A 14131-nucleotide genomic window follows, 5' to 3' on the forward strand; every position below is an offset into this window, starting at 1 on the left:
CCGGGGGCGTCCACCCAGCTCGGGGCGGGTTCGCGCGAACAGCGCCGACCCGCCCTTCTCGTTCTCCGTCTGGACTGTCGCGCTGCGCTGCGCAGCGCCGTGGGAGAGCGGCGGGGGGTGTCGTGGCGACGGACGTACAACCGATGGTTGTTTCGATTGCGCCGGAGGTTGTTTGCGAGTGGGAGGGCGCGGGGCTGTAATGCCTGTCTGCCGGACCCCGACCCCGGACCCTCTGGTCGGCCGAGGGCGCCAGGGCGACCGTCCGGCGACGCCTACGAACCTGGAGCACCGGCCCTATGCGCAACGAGCAGCGCCTCCGCAGCCGAACCCCCGAGTCCCGCGCGTTCGTGGAGCGCGTGCAGCTCGTCATGGGTCTGACCGCGCGGCTGAACGCGCTTCCCTTCGACGACCTCGACGGGAGGAGGGAGCTGCTCGAAGAGATCTTCGGCAATCCCGTCCCGGACTCGCTGTCGATCCTGCCGCCCTTCTACTGCGACTACGGCCTGGGCGCCACCTTCGGGGAGAAGGTGTTCATCAACCAGGGCTGCTACTTCCTCGACCTCGGCGGCATCACGATCGGTGACCGCGTCATGATCGGTCCCCGGGTGACGCTGAGCACCGCCGGCCACCCCGTCGAACTCGAGGAGCGCTACGACGGGATCACCCACGCCCCCATCGTGATCGAGGACCAGGTCTGGATCGGAGCCGCCGCCACCATCGCGCCCGGGGTGACGATCGGCCGGGGATCCGTGGTGGGAGCGGGCGCCGTGGTGGCGAAGGACGTGCCGCCGATGTGTGTGGTGACGGGGACGAACATGGTCGAGCGACGGCGGCTGAAGACCGTTCCCGAGGCCGCTCGGGGGTAGGTGTCGGCGGCGGTGGCGGGCGGCCTGTCTGCGCTGCTCGCGGGGGTGGCTGGGCCGTCCGAGTGGTGTTGATACGACGATCCGTAAGTCGGGGCGTGTCGACTATGGGTTGTATGTCGCTCTTCGCATCATGGCGAATGTATGTAAAACCGCCTTCCGCGAAGTGAGGGGTCATGGCAGCCACCAAGGTACCGACGCTTTGGGCCGTGCTCGTCCGTGTCATCGGCGTTCTCGGTGTTCTGTTCGGTGCTGTTGCGAGCGGCGTCAAGTCGCTCGCCGGATTCGGAGGTCGGGCGCCGCAGGCGACGCCCGCGCAGGGAGCGCCCGTGCTGGGCGCGGAGTTCCGGACGGAGGCGGTCGGCCGACCGGCCGTCGTACCCGGCGGAGGCACCGGGGGTGAACCCGGTGCGGCCGACGCCGGCCCCGGGGCGCTCATCCCCGGACAGGGCGTCAGGTCGGCGGCGGCGGTGCGACCGCCGAGGCAGACCGTCTTCAGCGACGACCCCGCGGCGCGCCGGCGCTGGCGGAAGTGGAAGCTCCCGCCGACCATGAAGCAGCGGATCCGTGCCGAGGCGCACGGCGCGACCCCGGCCTGCCGGACCCTCGACCCGTCCGCGCTGGAGGCGGTGGGCAGCGCGCCGACCGCTCGCAGCCGGTCCCGTGACGAGGAACTCTGCGGGGTCTGACGCCGGCCTCCACGCCTCGGCGTCCGAAGGCCGCCCGATTGCCCCGCTGACTGGGACACGTTCCCGGCTAGGCCAGGCCAAGACCGGCCCGCGCCCCAGCGGCAGCGAGCCCGGCGAAGCCAAGCCGGCAAGCCGAGCGAGCGAGGCAGGCCTGACGCAAGCCAGACAGCTCAGGCGAGCCAGGTGAGCAGGTAAGCCAGGCGGCTCAGATGAGTCAGGCGAGCCTGGTGGACCCTTTGGTCCGAGCGAGCCAGGCAGGCGAGGACGACCAGGCGAGTCCCGGCGAACCCGGTGGCCCGAGCGATCCAGGCAGGTCAGGTGAGCCAGGCAGGTCAGGCGAGCCCGGCGGATCCGGTGGCCCGAGCAAGCCAGGCAGGCCCGGTGATCCGAGTGGGCGAGGCAGCCCAGCAAGTCAGGCGCGACCAGCGGATCCGGTGGCCTGAACAAGCCAGGCGGGCCCGGCGACCGGTAGGTCCTGACGGCCAGGGCGAGTCATGTGATTCGCGATGGCCCAGGCGGGTCCGGCAGTCCAGGCGGGCCAGGTACGCCGAGCGATCCAGGCGGGCCAGGCAGGCCAGGCGATCCAGGCGACCCAGGCACGTCGGCGACCCAAGCGATCCAGGCGACCCAGGCGAGTCCCCGTGTCCCAAAGCCGGTCAGGTCAGTCCGGCGACGCATGAGGAGCCAGGCGAGCCATGCGCAGGCCCGTTGGCCACGCGGTCAGTCGAGCTGAGCGGTCTCGATGGTCCGGGCGAGTCGCGGTCTCCCGCGGGGAGGCGAGCCGATAGCTCGGCAGTGGTTGGTTCAGACAGGCGGTCACACCGAACTTCACCAGCAGCACAAGCACTACAAGCGCCACAAGCGCCACAAGCGCCACAAGCGCCACAAGCACGACAAGTACCCGACGCAGCTCGGTCGGCTCGGCAGCACGCGCAGCGGAAGCCTCGGCAGGTGACCCGCAGGGGCGCGGAGACGGTTGCCGCGCGCCCCCGGGGAGTGGCGTGAGGGGTGGCGCGATCCGCCGTAGAGGCCTTGCTTCGCGGGCGGAGAAGCGATTCGCCGGGTCTGCGCCGACAAAGCAGGTTTGGATACAAGTCGTCACGCTTGCGGGCGAAAAGGTCCTCCCGCATGGCTGCAAGTCGATTTATTGAGCCAGTCTCTTGGTGCGACGTCGCAACGCATCCACCGACTTCCAGCAATTGGGAGGACCTCATGGCTCGCATCCGCACCGCCCTTGCCGCCGCTCCGATCGCGGTCGCGCTTCTGCTCGCCGGCGCCGGCGCAGCCGCCGCCGACAACGGCTCCTTCGCGGACCACGGCTCGAACGGCAGCGTCGTCTCCAACTCGGGCAGCGGAAACCTGGGCGGATTGGTCGACGGCAACGCCCTCTGGAGCCAGCAGACCGCGACCGGTGCCGGGGCGCACAACTCCAACAACACCGTGGCGGTGAAGGGCAGCAACAACGTCACCAACACGGATCAGCGGAACACCGACATCTCCTTCGGACCCATCTTCGGCTGAGCGGAACAGCACCGGTGACCGGATGATCAGCGGTCATCAGCGGTCGTCAGCGGCCCCGGGAGGCAAGCCGGCCTCCCGGGGCCGCTGCGCGTCCCGCGTCTTGACAGCCGAAGATTATCTGACGGACAGTCAGATACGTGACGATGCAGGCGGAGCAGCAGCGGTCGAACGACGCGGGCGACGAGTACTCCCGGTACGTCGGGCGTACGGCGTCGGTGGCCAGGCCGGGACTCGACCCGGTGAACGCGCCGATGATCCGGCACTGGTGCGAGGCGATGGGCGACCGGCACCCGTCCTACCGCGAGGGACCCGGCCAGGTCGCGCCGCCCGCCATGCTGCAGGCCTGGACGATGGCCGGCCTCTCGGTGGATCTCCAGCGCGCGGGCGCCTACGGCGAACTCCTCACCGATCTCGACGCGGCCGGTTTCACCTCGGTGGTGGCCACCGACTGCGAGCAGGAGTACCTCCGCCCGCTGCGGCCCGGTGACCGGGTGGTCTCGGACGCGGTCGTCGAGTCGGTCTCCCCGCTCAAGCGGACCGCCCTCGGGGAGGGGCACTTCGTCACCACCCGGACCGAGATCAAGGTGGCCGGAGAGGTGGCCGGGACCCACCGCTTCCGGATCCTCAAGTTCCGCCCCCGCGAAGGCGGTTCGAAGAAGAGCGGTGAGGACCGGGCGAGCCGTGCGCCGCGTGGGCTGCGCCCGCGACCGGTGGTCAACCGCGACAACGCCTGCTTCTGGGACGGGATCTCCGAAGGACGGCTGCTCTACCAGCGCTGCTCCGACTGCCGCCGGGCGCGGCTGCCGTGGCTGCCCGGCTGTCCCGGCTGCGGCTCCGACCGCTGGACGGCGGAGGAGTCCTCGGGGCGCGGCACGGTCTACTCACGGGTCGTCGTCCACCACCCGCTGCCGCCGGCCTTCCCCGGGCCGTACTCCGTGGCGCTGGTCGAACTCGCCGAAGGGGTAAGGCTGGTGAGCAACGTCGTCGGCGTCCCGCCGGAGGAGGTGGCGATCGGGACACCGGTCCGGGTCAGCTACCAGCGCTGCGACGAGGAGCTCACCCTGCCGCTCTTCGTGCCGGTGGACGCCCCGCAGCCGCTGCGGCTGCCGATCACCCGCACCCGGATCGTGGCCGGCGCGATCGCCTCCCGCGACTACCAGGACGTCCACCACGACGCCGAGGCCGCCCGGGCCAAGGGCTCGCCGGACATCTTCATGAACATCCTCACCACCAACGGGCTGGTCGGCCGGTACGCCACCGACTGGGCCGGGCCAGGCGCCGAACTGCGGCGGATAGCTATCCGGTTGGGCGTCCCCGCCTACCCGGGCGACGAGTTGGAGCTCACCGGCCGGGTCACCGCCCGGCACCGCGAGGGCGGCAGCGCCGACGGCAGCGCCGACGACAGCGCCGCCGGCCGTGAGTACGCCGAACTCGCCGTCACCGGAACGGTATCGATCGGCACCCATGTCAGCGGAACGGTCACCCTCGCGCTGCCGGAAGGCGGCGCCGGGGCGGAGGGTACGGGGGTCTCGGCATGAGCGTGCGGCACGCGGACCGGCTGGGCGGACAGGCCGCGGTGGTCGGCATCGGGGCCACCGAGTTCTCCAAGGACTCCGGGCGGAGCGAGCTCAGACTCGCCGTGGAGGCGGTCCGTTCGGCGATCGCGGACGCCGGGCTCACCCCGGCGGACGTGGACGGTCTGGTCACCTTCACCATGGACACCAACCCGGAGATCACCGTCGCCCAGGCGGCCGGGATCGGCGATCTCTCCTTCTTCAGCCGGGTGCACTACGGCGGCGGTGCCGCCTGCGCCACCGTGCAGCAGGCGGCGATGGCGGTGGCCACCGGGGTGGCCGAGGTCGTGGTCTGCTACCGGGCGTTCAACGAGCGCTCGGGGCACCGCTTCGGCGGCGGGGTCGACCGGCGGGCGCCCAGCGCCGAGGGCGTGGCGATGGGCTGGACGCTGCCGTACGGGCTGGTCACCCCGGCGTCCTGGGTGGCGCTCCACGCGGCCAGGTACCTCCACCACTACGGGCTGGGCCCGGACGCCCTGGGCCCGGTCGCGGTCGCCGACCGGCGGCATGCGGCGACCAACCCCGCCGCGTACTTCTACCAGCGGCCGATCACGCTGGAGGAGCACCGGGAGTCGCGCTGGATCGTCGAACCGCTGCGGCTGCTGGACTGCTGCCAGGAGACCGACGGCGGACAGGCCCTGGTGGTCACCACCGTCGAGCGGGCACGCGACCTGCCCCACCCGCCGGCGGTGATCGCGGCGGCGGCGCAGGGCGCCGGCCGCGGCCAGGAGATGATGACCAGCTACTACCGGGACGACCTCACCGGGCTGCCGGAGATGGACGTGGTCGCCCGGCAGCTGTGGCGGACCAGCGGGCTGACGCCGAATCAGGTCGACGTCGCCGTGCTGTACGACCACTTCACGCCCTTCGTGCTCATGCAGTTGGAGAGCTTCGGCTTCTGCAAGCCGGGGGAGGCGGCGGACTTCGCCTCGGGCGGGGGGCTGGAGCTGGACGGGCGGCTGCCGATGAACCCCCACGGGGGGCAGCTGGGTGAGGCGTACCTCCACGGGATGAACGGCATCGCGGAGGCCGTCCGCCAGCTCCGCGGCTCCGCGGTCAACCAGGTCCCGGCGGCGTCGACCGCCCTGGTGACGGCGGGCACGGGGGTGCCCACCTCCGGTCTCTGCCTGGTCGCCGACGGGTAGTCGCGCCTCCCGCCCCGGAGGGCGGGGCGGCGACGCCTGGCGCGGGTCTCGCGGCATGCGAGTGATCTGGGCGTGGGGTCCGTGTGAGTGGCGCGGTCGCGTGGTGACTATCTGATATGCGAACGATTCGGGTGCTCATCGCCGCTGCCCTGGCGCTCTGCGCCCTGGTCGCGGCCGCGGGGACCGCCCCCGCCGTCCCCCTCCGCACCTTCCGCGGCACCGCCTTCGACACCTGCTCGGCCCCCAAGGAGACGTTGCTGCGCGCCTGGTGGGGCCACTCCCCCTATCGCGCCACCGGCGTCTACATCGGCGGCGCCGGCCGTGCCTGCCGCCAGCCGCGCCTGGACCGCGACTGGGTGCGCACCGCCGACCGGATCGGCTGGCGGCTCCTCCCGGTGTACGCGGGCTCCCAGGCGCCCTGCGCCACCGACCGGCACCCCAAGCCGGTGATCGACCCCCGGCACGCCCCGCAGCAGGGCGGCGCCCAGGGCGCGGACGCGGTCCGCAACGCCGCCGCCCTCGGCATCCGCCCCGGCAGCCCGATCTTCCTCGACATGGAGAACTACCGCCGCGGCGACCGCGCCTGCACCACCGCCGTGCTGCGCTTCACCGCCGGCTGGGCGTCCGCCGTCCGCGCCCGCGGCTACCGCCCCGGCTACTACGGCAGCGCCTACTCCGGCATCGCCGACCTCGCCGCCGCGCCCTCGCCCCTGGTCGACGAGGTCTGGTACGCCCGCTGGGACGCCCATCCGGACACCGGCGGTTTCCGGGCCCTGCCGCCGGGCCGGTGGTCCGGCCGCCACCGGGTGCACCAGTACCGGGGGCCGGTGAAGGAGCGCTACGCGGGCGCCGTCGCCTCGGTGGACCGCGACGCCGTCGACAGCCCGGTCGCCATCGTCGGCTGAAGGCGACGGCGGTCCCGCCCGGCCGGTCCCGGCTCGGCCGGTCCCCGCTCGCCCGGCCCCGACTCGCCCGGCCCCGACTCGCCCGGCCCCGACTCGCCCGTCCCCGACTCGCCCGTCCCCGACTCGCCCGTCCCCGACTCGCCCGGCCCCGGCTCGGCCGGCCCGCGCTCGGCCGGTCCGTGCATCGTCACCGTTCCGCCGCGTTCGACCTGCTGACACGAAGCCCCAGGCAGGACAGAATCTGCAACGCCGCCTTACCGGCAGGTAGGCACAGGATCACCACCCTGGAGGCCCCCGGTGCTCAGCTCGATGCAGGACGTTCCGCTCACCGTCGCCCGGATTCTGCGGCACGGCTCCACCATCCACGGCCGCTCCACGGTCACCACCTGGACCGGCGACCCGGAGACCGGCCCCCGACGGCGTACCTACGCCGAGGCCGGCGCCCGCGCCGCCCGCCTCGCCCACGCCCTCCGCGAGGAGCTGGGCGTCCGCGACGACGACCGGGTGGCCACCCTGATGTGGAACAACGCGGAGCACCTGGAGGCGTACCTGGCGGTGCCGGCCATGGGCGCGGTGCTCCACACCCTCAACATCCGGCTCCCCGCCCACCAGCTGACCTGGATCGTCAACCACGCCGCCGACCGGGTGCTGATCGCCGACGCCAACCTCCTCCCCCTCCTCCAGCCGGTCCTGCCGCAGCTGGAGGAGGGCGTGCTGGAGCACATCGTGGTGGTCGGCCCGGGCGACCGCGCCCCGCTGGACGGCTACCGCGGCGGCGTCCACGACTACGAGGAGCTGATCGCCGGCCGGCCCGACGACTATCCGTGGGCGGACGCGATCGACGAGCGCAGCGCCGCCGCCCTCTGCTACACCTCCGGGACGACCGGCGACCCGAAGGGCGTCCTCTACAGCCACCGCTCGGTCTACCTCCACTCGATGCAGGTGTGCATGACCGAGACCTTCGGCCTGAACCCCCGGCAGACGGTGCTGCCGGTGGTGCCGATGTTCCACGTGAACGCGTGGGGCCTGCCGCACGCCGCCTTCCTGGGCGGGGCCCGGCTGCTGATGCCGGACCGCTTCCTGCAGCCCGCCCCCCTCGCCGAGATGATCACCGCCGAGCGGCCCACGGTCGGCGCCGCCGTCCCCACCATCTGGACCGGGCTGCTGAACGAGCTGGACCGGGCGGCCGGCGCCGAACCGGGCCGCTACGACACCTCCTCCCTGGAGGAGGTGGTGATCGGCGGCTCGGCCTGTCCGCCGTCGCTGATGAAGGCCTTCGAGGAGCGGCACGGCATCAGGGTGGTCCACGCCTGGGGGATGACCGAGACCTCCCCGCTGGGCTCGGTCGCGGTCCCGCCGGGCGGCCTCACCGCCGAGGAGGAGTGGCCCTACCGGGTCTCCCAGGGCCGCTTCCCCTGCTCGGTGGAGGCCAGGCTGATCGGGCCGGACGGTTCCCGGCTCCCGCACGACGGCGCCCACGCGGGCGAGTTGGAGGTGCGCGGCCCGTGGATCGCCGGCTCGTACTTCGCCGGGGCGGGCAGCGACCCGGCGGGCGCGCGGCCCGAGGACAAGTTCAGCGAGGACGGCTGGCTGCGCACCGGCGACGTCGGCACCATCACCGCCGACGGCTACCTCACCATCACCGACCGGGCCAAGGACGTGATCAAGTCCGGCGGTGAGTGGATCTCCTCGGTGGACCTGGAGAACGAGCTGATGGCCCACCCGGACGTGGCCGAGGCCGCGGTGGTCGCGGTGCCGGACGCCAGGTGGGGCGAACGCCCGCTGGCCACCGTGGTCCTCAAGCCGGGCGCCGAGACCGACCTGGCCGGGCTGCGCGCCTTCCTGGAGGGGCGGGTGGCGCACTGGCAGGTGCCGGAGCGCTGGTCGCTGGTCGAGGCGGTGCCCAAGACCTCCGTCGGCAAGTTCGACAAGAAGGTGATCCGGGCCTCCTACGCGGCCGGCGAGCTCGACGTCTCGACGGTGGAGAAGTAGGCCGGAACCGACCCGGGGGCGGCCGCTCGAACACCGTCGGCCGCCCCGTGCGTCACTGCTGCACGGCGCCCATCTTGCCCAGCAGGTCGACTATCCGGCCCTGCACGTCCGGGCTGGTCGACCGCTCGGCGAGGAAGAGGACGGTCTCGCCGCCGCGCAGCCGGGGCAGCTCCTCCGCGTCCATGTCCACCGAGGTGTAGACGACCAGCGGGGTGCGGGCCAGCCGCTGGTTGGTGCGCAGCCAGTCGATGATCCCCACCCGCCGGCGGCGGACCAGCATCAGGTCCATCACCACCAGGTTGGGCTGGAGCTGCGCGGCCTGGGTGACCGCGTCGTTCTCCGAGGCGGCGTGCGCCACCTGCATCCCGCGCCGCTCCAGGGTCGCGGTGAACGCCGCCGCGATGTCCGGGTCCTGCTCGACCAGCAGCACCCGCGGGGCGTGCTGCTCGCTGTCCCGGGGGGCCAGCGCGCGCAGCAGCACGGCGGGGTCGGCGCCGTACGCCGCCTCCCGGGTGGCCTGCCCCAGCCCGGCCGTGACCAGCACCGGGACGTTCGCCGCCACCGCGGCGGTGCGCAGCGACTGCAGCGCGGTACGGGTGATCGGCCCGGTCAGCGGGTCCACGAACAGGGCCGCAGGGAAGTCCGCGACCTGCGCGTCCACCTCCTCGCGGGAGCGCACGGTCACCGGGCGGTAGCCGCGCTCCACCAGGGCCTGCCGGGTCGACACGTCGGGCTCGGGCCAGACCAGCAGGCGGCGCGGCCGGATCGGGCCGTCCGGGTCGATGGCGGCCAGATCGCCCAGCTCGCCGACGAGGTCCTCGAAGGCGCCGGTGACCGAGGCCTCCCCGGACCTGGCGGCGGGTGTCTCGGTGGCGTGCTCGGGGATCTCCTCGGCCTGGTCCGGGTCGGTCTCCGCGCTCGCCCTCGCGCTGGTCGCGGGCGGCAGCGCGGGCAGGGCCCGCGGGGAGCGGCCCCGGCCCTCGGCGGCGCCGTTCATCCGGGCCGGCTCCAGAGCCGCGGCCTCGGCCTCGGACGGACCGCCTGGCCGGTCGGGGTCGTGGCCCGGGCCCGGCTCGCCCCCGTCGCCTGGCTGCTGCTGCACCCTGGCGTTGCCGCCGCCGGCACCGGCGCCGGGCGGCAGCCCGAGCCTGCGGCGGCGTCCGGTCGGCGTCCCCTGCGAGGGGGTCGGCGGGGTGGGCGGCTCCGGCGGGGACTGGGCGAGCGACTGCTCCAGGCCCGGGTACGCGGGCTGGCCGAGCAGTCCGCCGAGGGGGTCCTCGGCGGCCTCCTCCTCCGGGTTGGGCTTGCGCCGGTGGCCGCGCGGGCGCGGCGGGCGGACCACCTCGGGGGCCGGCAGCGAGCGCCGCTGGGAGCGGTCCTCGCCGGTCCCGGCCGCCGACGGGTCCTCCTGCTCTCCGGGGCGCACCCCGTCCCCGGCGCCGGGGACCCCCCCGCCGCCCAGCGACTCCTCGCTGCGGCGGGCGGCGGGCACCGCGGCCGAGCCCTCGCCGGCCTCCGTGTCGCCGACCGGACCGCCGTCCGCCGCCGGCTGCGCGGTCGGCAGCTCGGGCAGCTCCGGCAGCAGCGCCGTCTCGTTCTCCTTCGGCGCCGCCGAGGCCCGGGCCTGCGCGGCCGCCGCCGCACGCTGCTGGGCGGCGGCCACCGCCTCACTGTCCAGCGGCAGTTCGACCACGTAGGTGACGCCGTCCTTGCCGGGCAGCCGGTGGGCCTGGAGGACACCGCCGTGCCGCTCCACGGTGCCGCGGGCGATCGGCAGATGGACGTCGGAACCGCCGGCCGCCGGGCCGCGCACCTCTATCCGCACCACGTCGCCCCGCTGCGCGGCCGCTATCACCACGTCCACGCCCTGCGGCTGGATCTCGGCGCCGGAAGCGCCGCGGGCCACCGCGGCGTCCACGATCAGATGGCCGAGGGCGGCCGCCAGCCGCTCCGCGTCCACCGCGACCTCCACCGCGGACGGGTGGACGACGAACCGGATCCGGCCGGGCCCGGTCAGCTCGGTGGCCGCCTCCACAGCGCGGCCGAGGAGCTTCTCCAGTGACACCGCCTCTATCGCCAGGCCCTCCCGGCCCGACTCGGCGGAGGCCTCGAAGCGCTGGTACGAGAGGACGCCCTCGACCAGCCGGGAGAACCGGGAGCACTCCGCGGCCAGCGTGTGGAGCATCCAGTTCGCCTCCGGCCACAGCTGGCCGGCGGGGTCGTTGGCGAGGGTGTCCAGGCGGGCCCGCAGCGACTCCAGCGGCCCGCGCAGCTCCTCCTCCAGCACGGCGGTGAGGTGCTCGTGACGGGCGGTCAGGGCGAGCGAGGCCGAGCGGTCGGTGAACGTCATCACCGCGCCGACCATCTGCTCGCCGTCCCGCACCGGGGCGGTGGACAGCTCCACCGGGACGGCGCGGCCGTCCTTGCGCCACAGCACACTGCTGCGCACCCGGTGCTTGCGGCCCGACCGGAGAGTGTCGACCAGGGCGGACTCCTCGTCCGGCACCGGAGTGCCGTCCGCCCGGGAGTGCAGCACCAGCGGGCGCAGCTCCTGGCCGCCGAGTTCGCTGGCCCGGTAGCCGAGGATGTGCGCGGCGGCCGGGTTGACCAGCACCACGCGGCCCTCGGTGTCCACGCCGACCACGCCCTCGCTGGCGGCGCGCAGGATCATCTCGGTCTGCTTGTGCTGGCGGCGCAGCTCGGCCTCGGTGTCCAGGCGGGTGGAGAGGTCGCGCACGGCGAGGAGGAGCAGCGGTTCCGGGCGCCCGGAGGAGGAGCCGTAGCCGGAGCCGCCGAAGGGGTCGTAGCCGCCGGAGCCGTAGCCGCCGCCGCTGTCGTCCTCGAAGTCGTTGGCGGTGATCTCGACGGGGTAGCCGGAGCCGTCGGTGCGGCGGGCGGTCATCCGCACCGGCTCCTCGGCGGCGCCGCCGCCGTCGTCCGAGCGCGCCGCACGCGGGCGCATCGAACCGGGGATCAGGGTCGGGTCCAATTCGGGGAGGAGATCGAGAACGCCCCGGCCGACCAGAGCGGTCCCGGGTGACTGGAGATCACGCTTCGCGGCCCGATTGGCGTCGATCACGGTCCCGTTGCTGTTCACCAGCAGCAATGCGTCCGGTAGGGCGTCGAGTATCGCTGCGAGGCGAGCAGCGCCTCGGGTCGGCGGGCTGCTCACGGCGGGGATCCTCCCTGTGCTCCTGGCTGTCTCGGTGGTCCCCGGCTCTCCCCCCGGGGCATGCCACGCAGAACTATCCCATCCTCTTTGCGGGCGTGACGACCCGCCTAGTACCGTAGGCGACCGGGATCGCCCCAGCCGGGTAAGCTGTGGCATCATCCTGGTCACGCCCCGTGCGTGGGGAGGCTTCGCCTAGTCTGGTCTATGGCGCCGCACTGCTAATGCGGTTTGGGTCTTAAAGCCCATCGAGGGTTCAAATCCCTCAGCCTCCGCTCGAACACAGCCCCGACGGTTCTCCACCGTCGGGGCTGTTCCGTTTCTTCACCGCACCTCCCCTGTTCGCCTCCGGCGAACGCGCCGCGTCCCGAGCGCGTCGCGCCAGGACGGGCCGGCGACCGGCCGTCCTTCCCCCGCCCACCCCTCCGGCAACCCGATTTCGCCCACGACCCCAGGTCATGTAATGTTGTCCCCGCAACGCCGACGGGGCGCGAAACCCCGGGAAGCAGAGCAAGCGCCCGTAGCTCAACGGATAGAGCATCTGACTACGGATCAGAAGGTTAGGGGTTCGAATCCCTTCGGGCGCACAGTGGATTGAGGCCCCGTCCGGATTACCCGGGTGGGGCCTCAAGTCGTTGGCAGGGGTAGGGATTTCCGGGCGCCGGCGGGGCGCGGCGTATCGTCGGGCGGCGTGAACGGGATGTCGGGGTACGCCGGGCTGCGCGCCCGGGTGTCCGCCGAGGTGCGGGCGGCGGTGCACGGCGGGGACCTCCAACTGGAGCGGTACGACCGGCCGCTGGGCGATCCGGGCCTGCTGGGGATCAGGCCGGGGGATCCCGCCTGGCGGGTGCACAGCAGCGCGACCGGGATGCTCACCGGCGGATTCGCGGCGCTGATGCTGCAGTCCCTCCACCCGCTGGCGATGGCCGGGGTGGCGCAGTTCTCCGACTTCCGCACCGATCCCCTCGGCCGGCTCAGCCGTACCGCCCGGTTCGTCAGCACCACGACCTTCGGCTCCGCTCCCGCCGCGCGCGAGTCGATAGCCCTGGTCCGCCGCATCCACGCCCGGGTGCACGGCACCGCGCCGGACGGACGCCCGTACCGCGCGGACGACCCGGAGCTGCTGACCTGGGTGCACACCGCCGAGGTGTACAGCTTTCTGAGGGGTCATCAGGTCTTCGCCGCCGGCCGGTCCCGTCTCGGAGCGGCCGAGTGCGACGCCTACTTCGCCCAGGTGGCCCCGATAGCGGAGGCGCTCGGCGCGTGCGGCGTCCCGCACAGCGCGGGTGAGGCCGTCCGGTATCTGTCGGCGATGCGGCCCCGGCTGCGGGCCACCCCGGCGGCGCTGGAATCCGTGCGCTTCCTCCGCGGGTTCGGCCGCAACCCGCGGGAGCGGCTGGTGGTGCGCGGGCTGATGAACGGCTCGGTCGGCCTCCTCCCCGGGTGGGCCCGCGCGGAGCTCGGCATCCGCCGCCCGGCGGCGGTGCGCGCGCTGGCCGACCGCCCGTACGGGCTGGCGGTCGGCCGGCTCCTGGAGTGGGGGATAGGCCCCTCGGAGATCCAGGCCGCGGCCCGGCGGCGGATCTCGGCGGCTGCGCGCGGGCGCACGGAGGGCGGTCGCTGACCGGCGGCGGCCGGAGCGTCGGTCAGCGCCCCCCTCCCCCCGGTCACCGCCGGGCGCTGCCCGCCGTTCTCCGCGCGCCGGCGGTGGCCGAGGCCGTCCCGGCGGCCCCGGCGGTCGCCGTACCGCCGGTCGCCGCTTCGCCGGATTCGCCCCGGGACCCGCGGCGTCCGGAGATCAGCCGGTCCAGGGCGAAGGCGCCGGGGCCGAGGAAGACGAGCAGCAGGAAGATCCAGCAGTACATGGCCGCGGGCTCGCCCCCGCTCTGCAGCGGCAGCAGGGCCTTCGGCTGGTGGACGTCGAAGTAGGCGAAGGCCATGGACCCGGAGCTGATCAGGGCCGCGACCCGGGTGAACAGCCCGGCGAGGACGAGGATCCCGCCGGCCAGCTGGATGAGGGCCGCGTACCAGCCGGGCCAGGTGCCGACCGGTACCGTGCCGCCGCCCTGCGGTGCGCCGCCGAAGACCCCGAAGAGCGAGGCGGCGCCGTGGCAGGCGAAGAGGAAGCCGACCACGATGCGGAAGAGGGCCACCACGTATGGCTTGCTCATGTCAATATGCTCGGTGAGGGAGCGCACAAGTCCTCCTGGTTTGAGGTGTACTTGTCAAGAGCCGTCACACACTATCCACGCTCGGCCCGCATGGCAACCGCC

At 73.7% G+C, this 14131-nt stretch carries 10 protein-coding genes and 2 tRNA genes; 10 read left to right on the top strand and 2 right to left on the bottom strand.

Features of this window, described 5'->3' with window-relative positions; genetic code table 11:
• The first annotated feature begins 296 nt into the window (after nucleotides 1-296).
• From BS73_RS20060 to BS73_RS20090, 7 genes are all read left to right on the top strand, one after another.
• Nucleotides 297-866, top strand: coding sequence for a sugar O-acetyltransferase (locus BS73_RS20060; protein ID WP_037574453.1), 570 nt, complete (start codon nucleotides 297-299; stop codon nucleotides 864-866).
• 326 nt (nucleotides 867-1192) lie between these two features.
• Nucleotides 1193-1552: a DUF6344 domain-containing protein gene (locus BS73_RS38820; RefSeq protein ID WP_037574456.1), complete on the top strand. Its 360-nt coding sequence runs from the start codon at nucleotides 1193-1195 to the stop codon at nucleotides 1550-1552.
• A gap of 1212 nt (nucleotides 1553-2764) precedes the next feature.
• Nucleotides 2765-3073 carry a hypothetical protein gene (locus tag BS73_RS20070; RefSeq protein ID WP_037574459.1) on the top strand — a complete coding sequence of 103 codons (309 nt, stop codon included), beginning with the start codon at nucleotides 2765-2767 and terminating at the stop codon, nucleotides 3071-3073.
• A 143-nt stretch (nucleotides 3074-3216) separates the two neighbouring features.
• Nucleotides 3217-4611, top strand: coding sequence for an OB-fold domain-containing protein (locus BS73_RS20075; RefSeq protein WP_063837028.1), 1395 nt, complete (start codon nucleotides 3217-3219; stop codon nucleotides 4609-4611).
• Nucleotides 4608-5792 carry a lipid-transfer protein gene (locus BS73_RS20080; RefSeq protein ID WP_037574462.1) on the top strand — a complete coding sequence of 395 codons (1185 nt, stop codon included), beginning with the start codon at nucleotides 4608-4610 and terminating at the stop codon, nucleotides 5790-5792. Before BS73_RS20075 ends, BS73_RS20080 begins: the two co-directional genes overlap by 4 nt.
• A 116-nt stretch (nucleotides 5793-5908) precedes the next feature.
• Entirely contained in the window at nucleotides 5909-6697 is a 789-nt protein-coding gene (locus BS73_RS20085; protein WP_063837029.1) for a DUF1906 domain-containing protein, read from the top strand.
• Between the two features lie 297 nt (nucleotides 6698-6994).
• Nucleotides 6995-8689 carry a long-chain fatty acid--CoA ligase gene (locus BS73_RS20090; RefSeq protein WP_037574465.1) on the top strand — a complete coding sequence of 565 codons (1695 nt, stop codon included), beginning with the start codon at nucleotides 6995-6997 and terminating at the stop codon, nucleotides 8687-8689.
• 52 nt (nucleotides 8690-8741) lie between these two features.
• Here the strand turns inward: BS73_RS20090 and BS73_RS20095 are convergent, their stop codons facing one another.
• Nucleotides 8742-11861, bottom strand: a complete 3120-nt coding sequence (locus tag BS73_RS20095) for a hybrid sensor histidine kinase/response regulator (protein ID WP_037574469.1) — start codon at nucleotides 11859-11861, stop codon at nucleotides 8742-8744.
• 181 nt (nucleotides 11862-12042) lie between these two features.
• On the opposite strand from BS73_RS20095, the gene BS73_RS20100 reads away from it, so the two are divergent.
• From BS73_RS20100 to BS73_RS20110, 3 genes are all read left to right on the top strand, one after another.
• Nucleotides 12043-12133, top strand: a tRNA-Ser gene (locus BS73_RS20100).
• Nucleotides 12134-12372: 239 nt separating this feature from the next.
• Nucleotides 12373-12445 (top strand) — tRNA-Arg (locus BS73_RS20105).
• A 113-nt stretch (nucleotides 12446-12558) separates the two neighbouring features.
• Nucleotides 12559-13482 (top strand): oxygenase MpaB family protein, encoded by a 924-nt coding sequence (locus tag BS73_RS20110; protein ID WP_037574471.1) that lies wholly within the window; start codon nucleotides 12559-12561, stop codon nucleotides 13480-13482.
• 43 nt (nucleotides 13483-13525) lie between these two features.
• On the opposite strand, the gene BS73_RS20115 is transcribed toward BS73_RS20110, so the two are convergent.
• Entirely contained in the window at nucleotides 13526-14029 is a 504-nt protein-coding gene (locus BS73_RS20115) for a DoxX family protein (RefSeq protein ID WP_084704215.1), read from the bottom strand.
• Between the last annotated feature and the right edge of the window lie 102 nt (nucleotides 14030-14131).

The sequence above is a fragment of the Phaeacidiphilus oryzae TH49 genome (genome assembly GCF_000744815.1).
Lineage (GTDB): Bacteria > Actinomycetota > Actinomycetes > Streptomycetales > Streptomycetaceae > Phaeacidiphilus > Phaeacidiphilus oryzae.